The organism is Acinetobacter sp. DSM 11652 (genome assembly GCF_900109815.1).
Classification (GTDB): Bacteria; Pseudomonadota; Gammaproteobacteria; order Pseudomonadales; family Moraxellaceae; genus Acinetobacter.
Map to the genome: position 1 here is coordinate 216,759 of NZ_FOBK01000003.1, position 14,503 is coordinate 231,261.

Here is a 14,503-nt window from a genome sequence, read left to right on the forward strand (position 1 = left end):
ACAACTATGCAACTACGTTTTGGTTTACCCCTTGCCCTTTCAGCCCTCAGCATGGTCGGTTGTAGTACGATTGGTATCGATAATGGTTCACTCGATTATAAAAAATCTACTGCACAAGCCCCGCTTAAATTCCCTGAAGGTTCAATGGTTAGACCAGCAACACCGCTTTATCCAGCGCCTGTTGTTGAACAGCTTGCAATAGACAATGCGCCACAAATGGTTAATAAGCGAGGTAATCGTTTTGAGCTACCTCGTCCTAATGTGGCACCAACCGTTTCTAATCCTGTTGAGAGTGAACAATCAACTGCTGTCGGTCGTCCACAACTTTTAACTGATGGAAATGGCAATCCGTTGATCAAAATTGACGGAAATTCTGCTACAATTTGGCAATACACAATCGCCACCCTCAGTAGCCTCAACTACAACTTTGTCAATCAACCTAAGAATCCCCATTCCGCGACAATTCAAGTGGATGGTGAAAGTTTAGTGCTTAAACTGACATCTGTAGGTTCGAGTCATACCTTGGCCGTGTTTACCCCAACTAACGCGTTTGCAGACAAACAAAAAGCTGCGAGCCTGTTAACCCAGATTTATCAAAACTGGCCAGCCTAGTCGTTCTAGGCATATTTTTTCTGAAAAAGGTTCCACCATGTTAAAACAAACCTTGCTCTATACTGGTAAAGCTAAATCCGTTTATGAAACCGATAGTGCAGACCACCTGATTTTAGTCTTTCGTGATGATGCCTCAGCATTTAATGGCGAAAAAATCGAACAGCTAGATCGCAAAGGTAAGGTGAACAACCGTTTTAACGCCTTTATCATGGAAAAACTTGCAGCTGCAGGTATCGAAACTCATTTCGAAAAACTTTTAACACCAAACGAAGTTTTGGTTAAAAAGTTAAACATGATTCCAGTTGAATGTGTAATCCGTAACTATGCAGCTGGTTCGCTTTGCCGTCGTTTGGGTGTTGAAGAAGGTTTAGAACTTACACCACCTACATTTGAATTATTTTTCAAAGATGACGCTTTGGGCGACCCAATGGTGAATGAATCTCAAGCCATTGCTTTAGGTTGGGCTACTGCTGAACAACTTGAGCGTATGAAAGAGTTAACTCACCAAGTAAACGTAGTGTTAAAAGATCTTTTTGCTCAAGGCAACATGCTTTTAGTTGATTTTAAACTTGAATTTGGTGTGTTCCATGACCGTATCGTTCTTGGTGATGAGTTCTCTCCAGATGGTTGCCGTCTATGGGACAAAGATACCAAGAAAAAATTAGATAAAGACCGTTTCCGCCAAGGTTTAGGTGGTGTGGTTGAAGCTTATGAAGAAGTTGCTACACGTATCGGTGTTGACCTTTCTGATATCTAAATCAAAATTTAGATAAAATAAAGCCGAGTCATATGACTCGGCTTTTTTGTATCTGTTGATATTATTTTTATATTTTCAAATTATTGTTATACATTCATTATTTTTGTTAAGTCGCATTACCAATGCTCTCTCCTCATTGGTAATGCTATTAATTTATCGAATCGATATTTAAATAAGATGACAAATTTGGGTCATTGATCATTAAAAAACTCAATTGTTGTTTTTGTTTTAAATTTACCCCCATTAATCGAATAAATTAATGCTATTTATTAAAATGATCGTTTTTACAATATCACTAAGTTCAACTAATATATTTTTATACCAGGCAACTACAGGAGTTGGTGGCTCAAGAGAGAGACTGTAGTTGCCGACCAGATGAATCGCTTTTCGCCCAGCTTCCTATAGAACTGGGCTTTTTTTTTATTGTTGTTGCTGCTCTTGCTGCCAACGTCGCTGCTGTAAACGCTCTGCTTCGACTTCACGCTTATTACGAGCTGATTCGTACAATTTGGTGCCTTTCAGCTCTGGAGGCATATAATCCTGCAACACGAAATGTTCTGGATAGTGATGTGGATATAAGTAATCTACACCATATCCCTGCTCTTTCATTAACTTGGTTGGAGCATTTCTTAAATGCAATGGAACTGGAAGATTTGACGTACGTTCAGCCAACTCTAATGCTTTATTGATTGCTAAGTAAGTGCTGTTACTTTTCGCGCTTGTGGCCAAATACACTGCACATTGTCCTAAAATAATACGGCATTCTGGCATCCCAACCGCTTGAACGGACCTAAAACACTCCCCAGCCAATAACAACGCATTAGGATTAGAATTTCCAATATCTTCCGAAGCGGCTATCAACATCCGACGCGCAATAAAGACTGGATCTTCCCCCCCCTTTAACATTCTCGCCATCCAATATAGTGCAGCGTCAGGATCACTTCCACGAATTGATTTAATGAAAGCTGAGACTAAATCATAGTGCTGCTCACCAGATTTGTCATATCGCGCAATATTTTGTTGAGCTACTTTTACCACGATGGCATTGGTGACAATATTTTCAACATCAGCTTCAAATGTGCTCGCAATGAGATCCAATAAATTGAGTGCTTTACGAGCATCGCCTGCGGCAAATTGAATTAATGCATCATATTCTTCGATGTGAATATGACGGTCTTTCAAAAATTGGTCTTGCTTGAGTGCACGTTCAATTAAATGTTGAATATCATGCTCAGATAATGCATTCAGCGTATACACCTGACAGCGCGACAACAAAGCATTATTGACTTCAAAAGAAGGATTTTCTGTGGTTGCACCAACCAGAGTAATCTTGCCTTTTTCTACTGCGCTCAGTAAGGCATCTTGTTGAGATTTATTAAAGCGATGAATTTCATCAATAAAAACCACTGGCACAATGAGATCGCCACTTTCCCCAATGATTTCTCGAAGCTCTTTAACACCAGTGTTGAGTGCAGACAAGCTAATAAAAGTACGATCTACAGCTTGAGCTAACAATAGCGCAATGGTGGTCTTGCCGACCCCTGGAGGCCCCCAAAAAATAATCGAAGGTAAATGTCCTTGGTCGATCATTTGACGTAAAGGTGCGTCTTCACCAAGTAAATGATCTTGTCCGATAATCTCAGACAAATCACGTGGACGTAAGCGTTCAGGTAGCGGAATTTGTGTATCGGACATATTTTTTATAGATCTCAAAGTGCTGTTGACTAGTCTACTATGTAATAGTCAAATTCCAATATTAATAGTCAAAACAACCATCACTATTCAACATTTTTCATTTTACTCAGATTCGAGTTTTGCTTTTAATTTGAATAAATAAGCTTGCGGTCCATCTTCTATTCCCCAAATTGTGCCATCCTTCGCTTCATGCAAGTCTCGTACTCGAACCCCCATATCCAAGCGCTGAATTTCTCGTACAGGTTCAGATTGTGGATCTACCACAATAATGGCTTTCGATGATAATCCACCGATTAAGGCTTTGTTCTTCCATTGTGGAAAATAGTTAGATTTATAAAAAATCAGACTCGAGGGTGAAATCACTGGAGACCAATCAAGTTTAGGGGCTATAAATTCAGGTCGCGTTTCATGATTCGGAATCTGTTTCCCATCATAGTGATCACCATTAGATACAATTGGATAGCCATAATTCTTACCTTTTTCAATAAGATTGAACTCATCGCCACCTTTAGGGCCCATTTCTGCCACCCACAAACGATTTTGATGATCAAATGCCATACCTAAAGGATTACGATGACCTAAACTCCAAATCTGCGCTGAGACACCACCTTGCTTGGCAAATGGATTAGATTCTTGAGCACGACCATCATCATACAAATATACAATTTTACCTAGATTAGACTGCATATCTTGTGCAGGCTGAAACTTCTGCCGTTCCCCTGAACTAATCCATAAATTCGCTTGCTGGTCAAACACTATACGATGTGCATAATGCCCCTGACCCGACACTTTAGGGACTTGCTCCCATATGCGTTCGATATCCGTCAGTTTCGGTGCTTCGATATTCGATAAATCCAATTTCGCTCGGATTACCACTGCACCAAACAATCCATTTTTTTCTTCGGCATAACTGAGATATAACCAAGCGTTATTATTGAAATTAGGATGAATCGAAACATCACCTAACCCACCTTGTCCGCCATAAGCAACTTGAGGCACAGCAGCCACGTTAAAACTACGTTTTGATTGTGGGTCAAACAACTTAAGTATGCCTGACTTTTCTGTAATTAACAGTTGACCATTTGGTAAAGTTGCAATCGCCCATGGTTCATTAAATAGAGCAATTTTTTCAACTTGATATCGTTGTTCTTGAGCTTTTGAATTCTCGTTTTTGACTGTTGATTCCTGCGGATTCTGTGCTTCACTGGCTTTATTTTGATTGGCATGACACGCCATTATGATTCCGCTCAAACCAACAATCCAAATCAGTTTTGCAGCTTTTAACATGCCTTTCCCTTTTTAAATCCTTGAATATCAGTCTCAAGGATTAAACGGCAATGATCATTTTAAAAGTGTTTTTATATTACAAAATATGTGTTGTCTAGCAATTGAATGTACTAGCGTACCCACCGCACGATGTATTCATCTATTTCATTTTCATTAACAAGCTGTTCAGATATACAACGACCTGCTACAGATTTTCGAGCACTAATCACACTTTGTTTATTGCCTGTCACCAAGTGATGCCAATTCGGTAGCTTTTTACCTTCATTAATACGTCGATATGCACAACTCGGAGGTAGCCAGCGTATTTGTTGTAATTTTTCAGGCGTTAACTGAATACAGTCAGGTACATGCACCTGACGATTTTCATAATCTGAACAATGCCCCGTCTGACAATCTAGAAGTTTGCACGCAACTTTGGTATATGCGATTTCTTCGGTTTCATCATCTTCTAATTTAACCAAACAACACATACCACAACCATCACACAGTGCCTCCCATTCTGCTTGGTTCATTTCAAACAGTGAATAATGTTTCCAAAATTCAGGGCGTAAAGATGTGCTCATGATTCAGCTAAATATCAAAAATTTGAGTCAGTATATCACTAATAATTCTCATAAAATTTCATCAATCTCAGTTACAGTTGATTAACTAAAGAATATCAATACTCTACGTTAAAATACCCTTTGTATACATTTTGCTCAGTTTATTTTCTTATACTGAATGAACATTAATAAAAATTTATGGAGAATCAAAATGTTCCGTTGGGCGATTATTTTTGCAGTGATTGCATTGATAGCAAGTTTGCTAGGGTTTGGTGGTGTAGCAGGCTTATCTAAAGATTTCGCAATTATCTTACTTGTGATTGCAGTGATTCTCGCAATTGTAGGCTTTATCTCAAGAGGCAAAGTCTAGTGTTCTAAATCACTAGATTAAATTGAAAACACAAGATTGATGAAAAGAAGAAGGTACTCCTTCTTCTTTTTTATTTCTTTTTATCTGTTCATTGATACGCGTTTTATATATTCCAATCTTTCATAAATTCTCACATTTGATTTTACTTTCTTATTACAAATTCATCACTTCGGAAAACATTTATGCTTTAATCTTTGCTGATTTTCATAAACGAAAGGACTTTCAATAATGACTTCAGCAATTCAAACAAGAGAAATTCAGTATAAAGCGGCAGATGGTACTCAATTGATTGGTTATTTTGCCGCACCTGAAAACTCTTCAGGAGCTGCAGGTATTATTGTAGCCCCAGAGTGGTGGGGTCGTAATGAATATACAGAACAACGTGCTCGAGAACTTGCAGAACAAGGATATGCTGCTTTTGCCATTGATATGTACGGCGACAAAAAGGTAACCACTGAAGCTTCTCAAGCAAATGAGTGGATGATGCAAACTTTCGCACAGCCTGAAACGATTGTACAACGCGCTACAGCTGCGTTAGACACTTTATCTGCACAGCCTGAAGTTGACGCAACTCGATTAGCTGCGATTGGTTTTTGTTACGGCGGAAAAGTTGTTTTAGATCTTGCTCGCTCTGGTGCGAACTTAAAAGCAGTTGCTACCTTCCATGCTAATTTATCTGCGCAAACACCTGCTCAACAAGGTCAAGTAAAAGCTGAAATTCTGGTTTTGCATGGTGAGCTAGATAGCATGGTCACGCTAGATGATGTGGCACAATTTAAAGAAGAAATGTTTGCAGCTCAGGTGCCACATGAGGTCATTATCTTTGAGGATGCAAAACATGGTTTTAGCAATCCACAAGCTGATGAACGGGCAAAAGCCAATGATGTAGATCTCGGTTATAACGCTGAAGCTGAGGAAAAAAGCTTAGCTGCGATGTATGAGTTACTGTCGCGTCACTTAGATTAATTACTTTCAAAGTTTATTAGCGCTAAGATTATTGAAGAAAGAAGATAAAATATAAGAGGAATATAAGGATGAGTGAACAATGTACTTATTGCAATCACGATGAATATGATGTGATTGATAAAAATGAATTCGGTGTGATTTTGCCAGAACAGCAGCCGTTGACTAAAGGACATTCCGTTATTATTCCTTTACGTCATGTGAGTTCTTTTTTTGAAATTACCGATAAAGAGCGTAAAAGTTTACAGTCATTGTTAGAACTGGCACGTAACGAGTTAAAAATCCGTCATCATCCGGAAGGCTTTCATATCGCTTTTAATGATGGCAAAGTTTTTGGCGATGAAGAGTCGGAACATTTACACATCCATATTATTCCTCGTTACAAAAACCAACCGCTTAAATTAGATAGTCGTTGGGGCATTATTCAAGAGTAATGTTGATTTTACAAAAAGGCGCAATATGCGCCTTTTTTCATGCTTTTTTAAAAGGTCTTTGCCTAGATTGGTTATACTGAGCACAGATTGTATTAATGGTATTTTCATGTTTTCTTTTTCAACTGCGTTACTGGATTGGTTTGATGTACATGGTCGACATGACCTGCCATGGCAAGTCGCAGATGATCCTTACAAAGTTTGGGTCTCTGAAATTATGTTGCAGCAAACCCAAGTGAAAACTGTTCTGAAATACTATGATCGTTTTATTGAGCGCTTTCCGACGGTCACCGATTTAGGTCGTGCTACTTGGGATGAAGTTGCTCCTTACTGGGCAGGTCTAGGCTATTATGCGCGTGCTCGCAACCTGCATAAAGCAGCCACAATCGTAAGTCAAAATGGACATTTTCCAGAGACTTTAGAAGCTTGGATGGCCCTGCCAGGAATAGGTAGATCAACTGCTGGTGCATTGATGTCACTTGGATTACGCAAATACGGCGTGATAATGGATGGAAATGTTAAGCGTGTTTTAGCACGTTTCTTTGCCATTGAAGATGATTTATCAAAGCCTGTCCATGAACGTGCAATGTGGGAATTAGCCGAGCAACTCTGTCCTGAACAACGCAACCATGATTACACGCAAGCCATTATGGATTTGGGTGCAACAATTTGTACTCCTAAAAAACCACTTTGCCTGTACTGTCCAATGCAGTCAGAATGCCAAGCTTTAAAGCAGGGTCTGACACAAGAGTTACCATTTAAAAAGCCAAAAAAAGCAGTGCCTATAAAGACTGCGGATGTTTTATTACTGCGAAGTACTGAAAATACATGGTTATGGCAACAACGTCCGCATTCAGGCTTATGGGGTGGTTTATGGACCTTACCCATCATTGATGAAACTTCAGAATTTAGTCAATTGACTCAGCAATATGGTTTGGTGAGTAATCAATTACCAACTCAAATTTCACACAGTTTCACCCACTTTACCTGGTTACTGAATGCACATATTTTCCATGTTGATCTCGACCAGATGGAATACCTCCAAACAGAATTAGGAGGTGAATGGCTCGCTCCACAAGTTGTAACAGAAATGGGCATTCCAACTGCGATGAAAAAATTGATCTCAGCCGTGAATTTGTGACATAGTCGATTCAAATAAGTGTGGCTGTATCATATCAAGGAGTTCGAGTGACTAAGTATTTGCGACATTACATCATCCTAAGTGTAGCTATTTTACTTGTCGCCTGCAGTAGCCAACCTCCAAAACAAACGCCGCTTGATCCAACCCTCGTTGCTCGCTTACATATGCTTCCTTTGGATCGAAAATTACCTATCCCAGTACAAGGTGTAAAAGCGAGACAACTGACAGACACTTGGGGTGCATCACGAAGTCACGGTCGAACACATGAAGGCATTGATATCTTGGCGGCTCGTGGTACAAAAGTTTATAGTGCAACTGATGGAATTGTTCGCAGTATGCGCGATAATAAGCTGGGTGGGAAAGTCATTTGGATTTTAGGACCCGCTGGTTCTTGGCATTATTATGCGCATTTAGATCAGCATAAAAAAGGTCTCAATGAGGGTGACTTCGTGCGACGAGGTGACCATATTGGTTATGTCGGCAATACGGGTAATGCTCGACATACTGCCCCTCATTTACATTATGGAATTTACTTAGATGGTCGCGGTCGAGGCCCTGTCAATCCATACCCTTATTTACGTTAAATTAAAGTTTTTATTTTTAGGAAGTTTTCATGTCAGAAGCCTTGATTAATCGTCTAGTTGAATTTGCAGAATCTGGCAATCAACAACGTATTGTCTTAAATGGACAAAGCCATCAGGGCTGGATTATGGAAATTACTGAAGAAGCTCTGTTGATTAGCACTGGTTTTGCGGATAAAGCAGGTAAAGATTTCTGGATTAATTTTTCAGATTTAGAACAAGCAGAGTTGTTCTTTTGGGACAATCAAAACGATCAGTGGGTTGCTTTTACCATTTGATCACTCTGGAGCATTCGCATGACGATTCAACGCTGTGGCTGGTGCTCCGATGAGCAGATTTATATTAATTATCACGATCAAGAATGGGGTGTGCCTGTATATGATGAACACACCTTATTTGAAATGCTCTGTTTAGAAGGTCAGCAAGCAGGACTCGCTTGGGTTATTGTTTTAAAAAAACGCGAGCGATATCGATATCATTTCTTTCAATACACCATTGAAGAAATTGCGACTTTTACAGATGAGCATTTAATCGAAATAGCACAAGATCCGGGCATAATTCGTCATTTAGGTAAACTAAAGGCGATTCGAGATAATGCTCGAGCATGGTTGAATATGCGCCAAATCATGCCTGATATGGTCAAATGGTTATGGAGTTTTGTAGGGCATCAACCCAAAGTTCATTCTGTGCCAGACTATCGCTTAGCACCAACACAAAGCGAATTAAGCCTGCAACTGTCTAAAACTCTAAAAAAGAACGGTTTTAAATTCGTCGGTCCAACCATTATCTATTCTTATCTGCAAGCGGTAGGAATGATTGATGATCATGAAAATCACTGCTTTAAAAAGCTTAGTTTAGCGCCATAATCTTTTTAAGAAGGTGCTTGGGATGATGACCTCATTTTTTGTTTCACCCAATCCGCTAAAAACACGATGGAGTCATGAATTTCATGAGTCAGTTCATGCCCTGCATTTAAGCGAATATAATTTTTATAACGGCGCTCTTCTCCAAAAACATCACCGGGAACAATGTTAATACCATATTGACGTGCGGCATAATAGAGTTCTAAACCATCAATATGTGTCGGCAATTGCAGCCATAAAACATAACCACCATCCGGCTGACTTAACCCAATATCGATCCCGAGAAAAGCGTTTAATATCGTTTTTCGATATGCATCAACTTGATGATTTAATTTTGGTTTTAATCGAAGTAGATGCTCACGATAGGCTCTACTATACATCAGGTCAGCCAAAGCCAATTGCAAAGGTGTATTCACACTGACATTTTGAATGACAATTTGACGATGTAAATGTTTAAGCCTTGGCGGTAAACAAAACCAACCTACTCGATATGCGCTGGACAATGATTTTGATATTGAACTGCATAAAATGACATAGCCTGCTTCATCCCAATGCTTAATCGGTAAAGGTCGTTGTAAATTAAAACTACATTCAGCATAAATATCATCTTCAATCACATAGCATTGATATTGTTCAGCCAATTGCACAATTTTCTGCTTATCATGATTTGAAAGCTCAAATCCTAGTGGATTTTGATAATTCACAGTCAATAGACAGGCTTTGGTATCGGGGTGCTGCATAGCTCTTTCTAGACGTTCTAAATCAAAACCATCCACATTTGCAGGTATCTCAATCAACTTGCGTTTCAGTGTCCCTAACAACTGTAATTGACCATTAAAATTTGGGGTTGGAATCACAATGCCATCCCCTTCCTTGGTCAAGAGCTGAACCACGAGTGATAACGCAGCCATACAGCCATTGGTGATATAAATCTCGTCTGGATTGATATAAAACCCATCTTCAGCCCAATGGTCTGATAAAGCTTGTCTCAATCTCAAATGCCCTTGTCGATTACTGTAAAGGAAATCTTCAGGTTGACTGTGTTTTAAAGCACGTTGAATTGACTTTCGGATTGCGTCTACAGGCACGTGATTTGGAGAGATTTGTACTGCACCTAAATGAATTGATCGATTATTGGTTGAAGACTCCTGTATTTCAATTTGCAAATCTAAGTTACTGATATCCTTTGCTTCAACTTCAAATTCACGATGATAAGGCAATACTGGCGGATCGTTTCTGGATTTCAAATGTTGAACAAAATAACCCGATTTATTTTTAACAGTAATGAGCCCTTCCGATTCCAATAATGTATAACAATTTTTTGCTGTATTTAAACTGACGGCATGTAATGCTGAAAATTGCCGAAGAGAAATGAGCTTCTGTCCTGAACACAGTTCTCCACTCAGAATTTTCTGTTTGATATGTTTGGCTAAGATTTGATACTGAAACATGAACTGTGCTCATTTTTATAAAATGTGTGTATCTGTATCTATAAACCTAGCAAATTTATGATGGTCTTACAGCTAAAAAAACACAGGAGGCCACATGAACAACGATAAATTATATTTGATATTACCCTTGGTAACACTTTTGACAGCTTGCCAACCAGAGCGTGCGATCGATCAAGCTGCACTTGAGCAAAAATTTATTTGTACATCGTTAATTGATGGATTCTTAAAAGTGACACACAACAGTCATTATCGTTTTACAAAAAGTATTGAATCTCCAGATCAGCAGAAAATTTACCTCTACACCGTGTCTTCTGATCATGCAGTCAAGCTCAATAGCCCCACACAAAAAAATTTAAATTTTCAATGTGATGATTCCAAAAAACAAATCTATCAAGTTTTTCTATTGGATCAGACGTCTAAGACTAAGCAACCAATTTTGAGTTTTCATTTGCCTCAAGCAGCAGAGTTAAAGCAATTTACAGCTTACACTTTGAAAAATGATTAAATGACTGATATAAAGTCATTATTTCAAAATATCTGGTAACGATATCTGCGCAGATTGAGATTTTGCTAATTCAGTTTTCATTTTTTGCAACATTTGATAAGGCTGCTGTTGTACAAACATATTGGTCACACTTTGTGGAATTGCACCTTCTGGATCCGCATATCCTGAAGTGCTGACCTTCACCTTATTCGGTCCAATCTGTTCAAAGCTCCAGTCTCCAACATAGTGTTGCAGCCGAATATACTGAGGATTCTTCGATTTTCCCGTTTGCGAAGCTTTATTCTTAATATGAACAATACCTTTTGAATCCTTATACATTTTCCCTTGCACAATCAGATCTCGATCTTTCAAAGGAAATGGAAAATCTAACACCATGTAGAGTTTAAATTCCCCTTGCTTCAAATCTTGAGAAATCACCTGTGCTGAACCGACATTGGGTACCCATGATTTTGCATTTTCCACATCCAAAACTATTGCAACTGCTCTTTCGAGTGAAGCATCCACTACTGTTTCAGCACGATAGGACAACACAGGATGATCAGGATTTTGCATCGTCCACACTTTAATATTGTTTTTGTTAATGGTGAGTCGAGAGGCTTCATTGGCTTGAACTTGGCTTGTCAGGCCAATGGCACTGACAAGCAAGCAGATCATAGAAATTTTCTTCATTTTTATTCTTCATATTTAACATTATTATTTAGATGATCACGCAGTATTTTTAAACTTAAACTTTGATATCGTTGAAGCCTAAAACGTCTTTCATGTCATATTTTTTCGGTGCTTTACCTACAACCCAAGCAGCGGCACGTACTGCACCTGCAGCAAAATTCATGCGATTCGTGGCTTTATGTGTGATTTCTACACGTTCACCTTCACCAATAAACATTACCGTATGTTCACCCACAATATCGCCACCACGAATGGTTTGGAAACCAATACTTTGACGTTCACGAGGACCAGTATGCCCTTCACGGTGATACACAGCATCTTGCTTCAAATCACGACCTAATGCATCAGCAATCGCCTCACCCATCATTAAAGCAGTACCTGATGGCGCATCAACTTTATGACGATGATGTGCTTCGATCACTTCAATATCGACACTGTCACCAAAGACTTTAGATGCTAATTCTAAAAGTTTAATGGATACATTCACGCCTACGGAGTAGTTTGCTGCGTACACTACAGGAGCAATCGTTGCACTTTCATCTAAAAATGCTTTTTGCTCATCGTTCATTCCCGTCGTACCGATCACTAATGCAACACCAGCCTCACGGCACAGTTTCAAATGCTGTTCAGTTGCAACTGGTGCAGTAAAATCAATAAATACATCGCAATCATTTAAAACATCTTGGATATCACCCACGACTTTCACACCAAGTGTACCAATACCCGCTAATTCGCCTGCATCCGCGCCAATAAGGCTACTGCCTGGACGCTCTACCGCTGCTGCTAATTGATAACCAGCATCTTGAACTGCTTGAATCAATGTACGACCCATACGGCCACCAGCACCTAAAATCCCAATACGCGGAGCGACAGACATAACCTATTCCTAGTGTTGCTTTAAAATTGTTCTTACTATAACAAAAGTCTATACATACGCTAAGTTTATCGATATAAAAAATTATGCTGTCTTCTAAGCATTTGATTCGAACATTAATCGAATAATCAGATTAAATTGAGAAAAATATTCGGTTTTTTATATTTATAAATTTTAACTATGATCAATGCCATGAAATTCAACACTTTTATAAGGAAATAATATGGCAGACCAAGCTCGAAAATTATCAACGATCCAAACGATCGAACAGTTACAGTTGGATGCTTCATTAGTTCAAGGTTTAGATCATGCCGAAACTGCGTGGATCATTATCGAAGCTATTCAACAATTGCAGGAATATCATAATCAGTGGCACTGAGATGAAACGGATCAGATGATTTTTCTTATTTAAAAGAAAATCATCTTCTGTGTTATTAAAATATTTACAATTTAAAAATCATATTAGGATTCAAAATTTAAAATTGCTCAAAGCATTGATTGCTCAGCTAAAGCATCGGTTTCTATTTTCATTCCTATTAAAATATGTTCTTATTATCTCGTTATTTTTAATCTAAATTACATTCTATCTTCACAGTTTCTCTGCATTTTTTCAGTACATTAGTGTGAACCCCAATTTATAAGGTCAACGAGGGCGGAATATGAAAAAGATTATGACAGTTTTGACATTATCTTTAAGTGCAATATTTACAGCAAATATTGCCAATGCTGCTCCTTACTCTGATGACTACCAAGATAAAGGTTCACGTGAACGTGGTAAAGGATTTGAGAAACGTACTCAATATGATGCTTCATCAGATCAAGAGTTCCAAGATCGTCGTAAAAACAGAGAAGAGCGTGGCGTAAAACGTTTACGTCAACATAAATGGCAAACTGGCTACGTCATGCCTCAACACTATCGTGGCAATAGTTATAAAACCGAATATAAAGATCATAACCTACCAAAACCTGGTAAAAACCAACAATGGTACAAAGTGAATAATGACTTTATTCTGGTGGATTCAAACAGCAATAGCATTTTGAAAATCCAGCAAGATTAATTTTGACGTTTAAATCGACCCGACTTCATGTCGGGTTTTTTGTTGAGTTCAATCCTAATCATTCATCTTCATCACTTCTTCATACATTTCACAAATTGACTATATCTCTCCACGGTTTATCTCAAATCATTTTGTACTTTAGCGATATCGGATAAATAACAAAGTTAGAGGTATCCCACATGAAAAAGTTAGTATCAGTACTTACATTAGCAATGAGTGGTTTATTGGCAACATCTGCGATGGCTGGTCCACATGACGATGGTCGTCACTATTCAAAACCAACTCCACCACCAGCGCATTGGAATAAAGGTCAGCCTGGGAAATATCAACATGACCGCTATGAACAAAATCGTGGCTTCCAAAATGTAAATCCAAGCCGTCAATGGCGAGTAGGTCAACAGTTACCACGTCAATTCAACTCTTCAAAATTTGAGTTAAGTGATCGTCAAGCGAAGAATCTACCTAAAGCGGCGCGTAACCAGCAGTGGTACAAAATTAATGGAGACTATGTCTTAGTGAATGAGCGTACAGATCGCATCGTGCGTATCATCGGATAAGCTTATTCCTAGATCTTCTCAAATTGATCTTCCCTGCACTCAGCCCAAACTCAGTTTGGGCTTTTTTATGTCTTTATTTTAATGCAGGTGTGGAAAATCATTTTTTTGTTTAGAATCTGATGACCACTTCCCGCTTCTATCGGTACA

19 protein-coding genes are annotated in these 14,503 nt (G+C 38.8%); 13 read left to right on the forward strand and 6 right to left on the reverse strand.

From position 1 onward, the window contains the following. The first annotated feature begins 6 nt into the window (after positions 1-6). Together BMW42_RS04715 and purC are read left to right on the forward strand one after the other, a co-directional pair. On the forward strand, positions 7-612 hold the full coding sequence (locus BMW42_RS04715) for a lipoprotein-34 precursor (NlpB) (RefSeq protein WP_092766584.1): 606 nt from the start codon (positions 7-9) through the stop codon (positions 610-612). Positions 613-649: 37 nt separating this feature from the next. Further along, positions 650-1,369 carry a phosphoribosylaminoimidazolesuccinocarboxamide synthase gene (purC, locus tag BMW42_RS04720; RefSeq protein WP_092766585.1) on the forward strand — a complete coding sequence of 240 codons (720 nt, stop codon included), beginning with the start codon at positions 650-652 and terminating at the stop codon, positions 1,367-1,369. A gap of 420 nt (positions 1,370-1,789) precedes the next feature. On the opposite strand, the gene BMW42_RS04725 is transcribed toward purC, so the two are convergent. The 3 genes from BMW42_RS04725 to BMW42_RS04735 all read right to left on the reverse strand — a co-directional run bounded on the left by BMW42_RS04725 (position 1,790) and on the right by BMW42_RS04735 (position 4,914). After that, positions 1,790-3,064, reverse strand: coding sequence for a replication-associated recombination protein A (locus BMW42_RS04725; RefSeq protein ID WP_092766586.1), 1,275 nt, complete (start codon positions 3,062-3,064; stop codon positions 1,790-1,792). Between the two features lie 102 nt (positions 3,065-3,166). Beyond that, positions 3,167-4,351 carry a PQQ-dependent sugar dehydrogenase gene (locus BMW42_RS04730; protein ID WP_092766587.1) on the reverse strand — a complete coding sequence of 395 codons (1,185 nt, stop codon included), beginning with the start codon at positions 4,349-4,351 and terminating at the stop codon, positions 3,167-3,169. Positions 4,352-4,461: 110 nt separating this feature from the next. After that, positions 4,462-4,914 carry a YcgN family cysteine cluster protein gene (locus tag BMW42_RS04735; RefSeq protein ID WP_092766588.1) on the reverse strand — a complete coding sequence of 151 codons (453 nt, stop codon included), beginning with the start codon at positions 4,912-4,914 and terminating at the stop codon, positions 4,462-4,464. A 190-nt stretch (positions 4,915-5,104) separates the two neighbouring features. Between BMW42_RS04735 and BMW42_RS04740 the strand changes: the two genes are divergently transcribed. From BMW42_RS04740 to BMW42_RS04770, 7 genes are all read left to right on the forward strand, one after another. Further along, on the forward strand, positions 5,105-5,263 hold the full coding sequence (locus BMW42_RS04740; RefSeq protein WP_035264869.1) for a DUF1328 domain-containing protein: 159 nt from the start codon (positions 5,105-5,107) through the stop codon (positions 5,261-5,263). Positions 5,264-5,491: 228 nt separating this feature from the next. Further along, entirely contained in the window at positions 5,492-6,229 is a 738-nt protein-coding gene (locus BMW42_RS04745; protein ID WP_092766589.1) for a dienelactone hydrolase family protein, read from the forward strand. 62 nt (positions 6,230-6,291) lie between these two features. Beyond that, positions 6,292-6,660 carry an HIT family protein gene (locus BMW42_RS04750; protein WP_265596980.1) on the forward strand — a complete coding sequence of 123 codons (369 nt, stop codon included), beginning with the start codon at positions 6,292-6,294 and terminating at the stop codon, positions 6,658-6,660. Between the two features lie 106 nt (positions 6,661-6,766). After that, a complete protein-coding gene (mutY, locus tag BMW42_RS04755) occupies positions 6,767-7,798 on the forward strand; it encodes an A/G-specific adenine glycosylase (protein ID WP_416224315.1) in 1,032 nt (343 codons plus the stop codon). 59 nt (positions 7,799-7,857) lie between these two features. Then, on the forward strand, positions 7,858-8,382 hold the full coding sequence (locus BMW42_RS04760; RefSeq protein WP_035264946.1) for a M23 family metallopeptidase: 525 nt from the start codon (positions 7,858-7,860) through the stop codon (positions 8,380-8,382). Positions 8,383-8,411: 29 nt separating this feature from the next. After that, complete coding sequence (locus BMW42_RS04765; RefSeq protein WP_035264881.1) at positions 8,412-8,657, forward strand: hypothetical protein; 246 nt, start codon at positions 8,412-8,414, stop codon at positions 8,655-8,657. An 18-nt stretch (positions 8,658-8,675) separates the two neighbouring features. Then, positions 8,676-9,245, forward strand: coding sequence for a DNA-3-methyladenine glycosylase I (locus tag BMW42_RS04770; RefSeq protein ID WP_035264883.1), 570 nt, complete (start codon positions 8,676-8,678; stop codon positions 9,243-9,245). Positions 9,246-9,250: 5 nt separating this feature from the next. On the opposite strand, the gene BMW42_RS04775 is transcribed toward BMW42_RS04770, so the two are convergent. Beyond that, the gene (locus tag BMW42_RS04775) at positions 9,251-10,693 is read right to left on the reverse strand and encodes an aminotransferase-like domain-containing protein (RefSeq protein ID WP_092766590.1); all 1,443 of its coding nucleotides are present in this window, start codon (positions 10,691-10,693) and stop codon (positions 9,251-9,253) included. Positions 10,694-10,787: 94 nt separating this feature from the next. Here BMW42_RS04775 and BMW42_RS04780 point away from each other — a divergent pair, with 94 nt between their 5' ends. After that, positions 10,788-11,198: a hypothetical protein gene (locus tag BMW42_RS04780; RefSeq protein WP_092766591.1), complete on the forward strand. Its 411-nt coding sequence runs from the start codon at positions 10,788-10,790 to the stop codon at positions 11,196-11,198. An 18-nt stretch (positions 11,199-11,216) separates the two neighbouring features. On the opposite strand, the gene BMW42_RS04785 is transcribed toward BMW42_RS04780, so the two are convergent. After that, positions 11,217-11,867, reverse strand: coding sequence for an START domain-containing protein (locus BMW42_RS04785; protein ID WP_092766592.1), 651 nt, complete (start codon positions 11,865-11,867; stop codon positions 11,217-11,219). A gap of 55 nt (positions 11,868-11,922) precedes the next feature. Beyond that, positions 11,923-12,744, reverse strand: coding sequence for a 4-hydroxy-tetrahydrodipicolinate reductase (dapB, locus tag BMW42_RS04790; RefSeq protein WP_035264896.1), 822 nt, complete (start codon positions 12,742-12,744; stop codon positions 11,923-11,925). A 220-nt stretch (positions 12,745-12,964) separates the two neighbouring features. On the opposite strand from dapB, the gene BMW42_RS14710 reads away from it, so the two are divergent. From BMW42_RS14710 to BMW42_RS04800, 3 genes are all read left to right on the forward strand, one after another. Next, positions 12,965-13,120, forward strand: coding sequence for a hypothetical protein (locus BMW42_RS14710; protein WP_171076739.1), 156 nt, complete (start codon positions 12,965-12,967; stop codon positions 13,118-13,120). 280 nt (positions 13,121-13,400) lie between these two features. After that, entirely contained in the window at positions 13,401-13,799 is a 399-nt protein-coding gene (locus tag BMW42_RS04795; RefSeq protein WP_092766593.1) for an RcnB family protein, read from the forward strand. 179 nt (positions 13,800-13,978) lie between these two features. After that, entirely contained in the window at positions 13,979-14,356 is a 378-nt protein-coding gene (locus BMW42_RS04800) for an RcnB family protein (RefSeq protein WP_035264902.1), read from the forward strand. Positions 14,357-14,503 lie beyond the last annotated feature (147 nt).